The sequence below is a fragment of the Protofrankia sp. Cas3 genome, from assembly GCF_963555955.1.
Classification (GTDB): Bacteria; Actinomycetota; Actinomycetes; order Frankiales; family Frankiaceae; genus Protofrankia.
The window spans coordinates 1-4187 of sequence record NZ_CAUVXP010000256.1 but is presented as its reverse complement, the minus strand read 5'-3'; the positions used below and the strand labels follow the sequence as shown (position 1 = coordinate 4187).

Here is a 4187-nt window from a genome sequence, read left to right as displayed (position 1 = left end):
AGCGGACGTCCACGGAAGATCCCGAGCAAACTACGGATCAACGGCCCTCGGCGTGCCATTCGCGTGCCAGTAGCAACGGTCAGCATGTGATCTGATCTGTGGTCTCTGGCGAGAGCTGGACCGCTGCTGACCTGGGCCGGAGTGCTCCAGAGCAGGTCAGCAACGGTAACCGCACAGGTTTCCCAAGCTTGGAACGTGTCGCCCTCGTGTACCCGACCTTGTACCCGAGCCGGCGGACGTCCGCGAACAGGCACGGACGCCGGTGGACGCCCGGTCCAGGTCACCGGACGTCCACGAACATCAGCAGACGGTCTGCCTTGCTCTTGTAATCAAGTGGGCGGCGCATGTGGTCGCGCCGGTTTCGGACGACACGAAATTAGGTGGCTGGGTGGACAACAAGTACAGGATGGGTCACGCTCTCCGACGTGACGATGTTACTGACGGCTATCGGCGAACCGCCCGACTCCGCAAGAGGTTGAGCGCTGACTGACACCGAGTATGGGGCAGTCGGTTCCGCCGTGAGCTGGATTAACCCAGCTGACTCCTTCTTGGGTCGTCGACCCTGAAGATCGTTAGCGACCATAGATACGCCAAGAACCGTGGCCAGTCCAGTGAGCCAGAACCAATGCGAGTGGCTCACATACAGCTTCCATGTCCAGTAACCGAAGCCGAGTAGCCACACGAACGAAAGCCCCACCTGAGTTAAATCTCGACGCCGTGCAACCTCATCCAGCTCGTCATGGGCCAGCCGCCAAGTGAGATTCGTGATGTGTAGGTCAAGAATCTGGCGTGCAGCGTGCTCCCTCGGCAGTTTTTGGAGGAGATTGAGATTGTCGCTGATCGCGGCACGGGTGCGATGCGGTCCACCTCGGCGGAGAAGGATGCCCACTCCTGCCGCCAGCGGACCGGCGATCTTCAAAACGATGTCCCAACTCATGACCATTCAGTCTGTCACACTGGGCTACAGATCCCCATTGGGGGTTCCGTCTCAGACCTGTTCGAATATGGACATGTGTCCCCATTGGTGTACCCAAGTCGGCGGACGTCGGCGGACGAGCACGAACACCGGCGGACGGTGAGCCCAGGTCACGCCGACACGGCGGACGTCCGCGGACATCTACGGATATCTACGGACAAACCGCCTTCTACTCTTAATCTGCGGGTCAGAACGTGTGCCAGTGTTGGTTGGTGAGGAACAGATCTCCGCGGAACCGGGTTCTTGATGACCAGCTGTGGGACGACGAGGGGCAGCAGTGGCACCGCGTCAGAGGCGAGTGGGCCGACGTCCACGACGTGGAACGCCACCTCGCCAACGCACGGCGTGTCGTCATCCACGGTTTCGACCGCCCGATGCAGTGGCTGACGCCGACCGAAGCGGTGCACCGCTGGCAGCAGATCCGGCCGTACTGCCAGGATTCAGGACGGTACGGCGCCCAGCGCGACGCCGAGGGCCTGACCTATGCCGCGGCGGTGTGGCACCGTGACGACAAACAGCTCCTGGGCTTCGAGGTGTTTTGCTGAGGCAGACGTACGAGGCGCTGGCAGCCAGGATGGCAGCCAAGCCCGCTGACGACCACGGACGCGAGCGAACATCCACGGAAAGGATCAAGTCTGTGACCTGCATCGGCGGACGTCAGCGGACATAGACGGACGAAGTACATGACAGCTCATAATCCGTCGGTCGTGGGTTCGAGTCCCACCCGCCCCACACCCGCTGACCTGCACGAACAGGTCACGGAGATCGCCATAGAGATCCACAACTAGCCCTGGTGGTGACGTGGTGGTGACGTTGCAACAGCAACCATATTTCCTCCCGCGGATGGCAACTACGGACAGTGCTTCCCGGTCGTCGAGCATCGACGACCGCCACAGTGGGCGATGGATGAAACCGAGAGCGCGAGGACAGGCCGGACGATGAGCCGCTACGCCTACAACCCCGCCCGCCGTGCGCTCGTGCTCTCCTGGGCCACCGACGCCGGCGACGTGGCCGCCACCGTCGCCACGCTGCCCGCGGCAACCACCGACGGCGACACCCTCGACGACCTGCACGAGGAACAGACAACCGCCGTCTTTCTCGAGAACGTCCGGACCGAACCGGCCCTACGACGCGCCGAGCTGCTGTAACACCAGCCCCGGCCCCCTCACGGGCAGACACCGCAGCCCTACCCGGTCACATCCTTTCCCCGATCAAAATTGACGACTGTTCCCATCGGACTATCGGTCGCGACCGTGCCCTCAGGTGCGGAACCGGCCGGACGGTGCGCGCGCGGAACGATATCCGCGACCGCCTCCGCGGCGTCCCGATCCACCTCCTCGAAGATCGACGTATACACGTCGCTGGTGAACTGAATGCTGGAATGACCCAGCAACTCCGACACCAACTTCAGATCCCGCGTCGCCCGGTAGGTGAGGCTGGCCGCGGTATGACGAAGATCATGTAGTCGGATGGGTGGCAACGGCCCGAACGCCAACGCGGTCTCGATAGCGACGACGGGCATGCGGTGGCGTGCCGCGAGGAACGCCGTGTCCCAGCCTTTGTCCTCATGCTCCCGCCGGATCGTGGTGAACCGGGCGAGCAGCCGGTCAAAGCGTTGCGACACACCGTTCGGGGTCAACCGCCGGCCATTCTCATGCGTGAACACCCGGCCGCAGTCGACCCAGTCCGGCCCGTGGAGGAGACGCTCCGCGTTCTGCGTCGCCCGCCAGGTGACCAGAACGGTGACGGTGCGGCTGTCGAGGCTGATCGGGCGGAACCCGGCGTCGCTCTTCGGGTCCCCCCACTCGTCCTCACCGAAATCATCAGGATCGGGCAGGTTGTCACGGATATACGCGCTACCCGCGTCCAGGTCAACGTCAGCCCAGCCCAGAGCGACCGCCTCGCCCCGGCGCGGACCCCGATAGGCAACCAGATGCCACAACGGATACAACCGGTCCGCCGCGGCAAAATCGAGAAACGCCCCCGCCTGCGCCGGCGTCCACACCATCACCGGCGACGGCCGCCGGCCGCTGTTCTGCCAGGCAGCCACCCGCCCGGCGGTCCACACCAACGGCTTGGGAGCACGCCCCGAGGCCAACTCGACATACTGCGCCGGATTATGCGAGATCTTCCGCCGTTTCACCGCACTGTTCAACGCACTCATCACCGTCGCATGCACCCGCCGGATCCGCGCCGGGCTCATCGGCCGCCGCCGATCCGGACTGTCCTGGCGGACCTCCACCAGCCGCCGCAGCAACGGCGACGGTTTCCCTTCCTTCGAGGCATGGCCGATCTGCCGCATCGCGGCATATAACTGCTCCACATGATGATCACGCAGGTCCGCGAGCCGGAGATGACCCAGACCCGGCTTCAGGTACAGCCGAATGTGGCTTTCATACGACCGCCGCGTCGAGGCCCGTAGCTTGACCTTTCCCTCCATCCAGTCGTCCAGATACCGGGCGACTGTCAGTTCACGATCGGTGTCGGTGTGGCCGCCGGTGTGCAGCCGGGCCAATGCCTTGGCCAACTCGGTTTCGGCGATGCCGCGGGTCGGGAACGGGCCGCCCATCGTCCGGCGCCGACGGCCGTCCTGCCCGGGTGGCACATCGTGCAGGAACCACCAGGCACCGTGATCCGACCGGTCCAGCCGGGGACAGCTCCGGCCAATCTTCCGCCCAGACTGTGGATCACGGCACCCGCACCGCTTGTACACCGAACCCTTCACCGGCCCTCACCTCCCCAACATGCAGGCCGTGCGGCCGATACCGCCGCGATATCGGAGCCACCGGCCTGCATCCGGGTGCGCGGGTGCGCGCGGGCAGAAATGGTCATGATCGCCTCGTTTCGCTTCTGGTCCCACTAACCAAGGCGACTCGAACGCCAGCCGACGCTCCCCCGCATCCAGACCCCGCCAACCCGGCCACCCCCGGCCACCGCCCGACCCGACCGGCCCCAGTTGCGAGCTGACCGGCCACCGCTGCACGCCGACCCAACCGCCGCCATCCCAGGACTGAAAACACACACGGGTCACGACCGAACCTCCTTGACCACGCGGAATCGGCCGACGACCCCGCTTCACCCGCGCAGTGTGAATCCGCCCCCCTCAAGCGGAACTCCCCACCAAGAAAATCTTGATGGGGATGGGGCGAGCGTCGTGGAGGAGCCGGTTGGCTAGGGCAGCGGTCAGCACCGAGGACACCGAGGACACCGA

At 64.8% G+C, this 4187-nt stretch carries 4 protein-coding genes; 2 read left to right on the top strand and 2 right to left on the bottom strand.

The window, feature by feature from the left end; all coding sequences use genetic code 11:
- Positions 1 to 376 precede the first annotated feature (376 nt).
- Positions 377 to 937, bottom strand: coding sequence for a hypothetical protein (locus U9983_RS26565; RefSeq protein WP_322756633.1), 561 nt, complete (start codon positions 935 to 937; stop codon positions 377 to 379).
- A gap of 251 nt (positions 938 to 1188) precedes the next feature.
- On the opposite strand from U9983_RS26565, the gene U9983_RS26560 reads away from it, so the two are divergent.
- Together U9983_RS26560 and U9983_RS26555 are read left to right on the top strand one after the other, a co-directional pair.
- Positions 1189 to 1521, top strand: a complete 333-nt coding sequence (locus U9983_RS26560; RefSeq protein WP_322756632.1) for a hypothetical protein — start codon at positions 1189 to 1191, stop codon at positions 1519 to 1521.
- A gap of 393 nt (positions 1522 to 1914) precedes the next feature.
- Positions 1915 to 2124 (top strand): hypothetical protein, encoded by a 210-nt coding sequence (locus U9983_RS26555; protein ID WP_322747555.1) that lies wholly within the window; start codon positions 1915 to 1917, stop codon positions 2122 to 2124.
- 38 nt (positions 2125 to 2162) lie between these two features.
- Here U9983_RS26555 and U9983_RS26550 read toward each other — a convergent pair whose 3' ends face one another.
- Complete coding sequence (locus U9983_RS26550; RefSeq protein ID WP_322756631.1) at positions 2163 to 3581, bottom strand: tyrosine-type recombinase/integrase; 1419 nt, start codon at positions 3579 to 3581, stop codon at positions 2163 to 2165.
- Between the last annotated feature and the right edge of the window lie 606 nt (positions 3582 to 4187).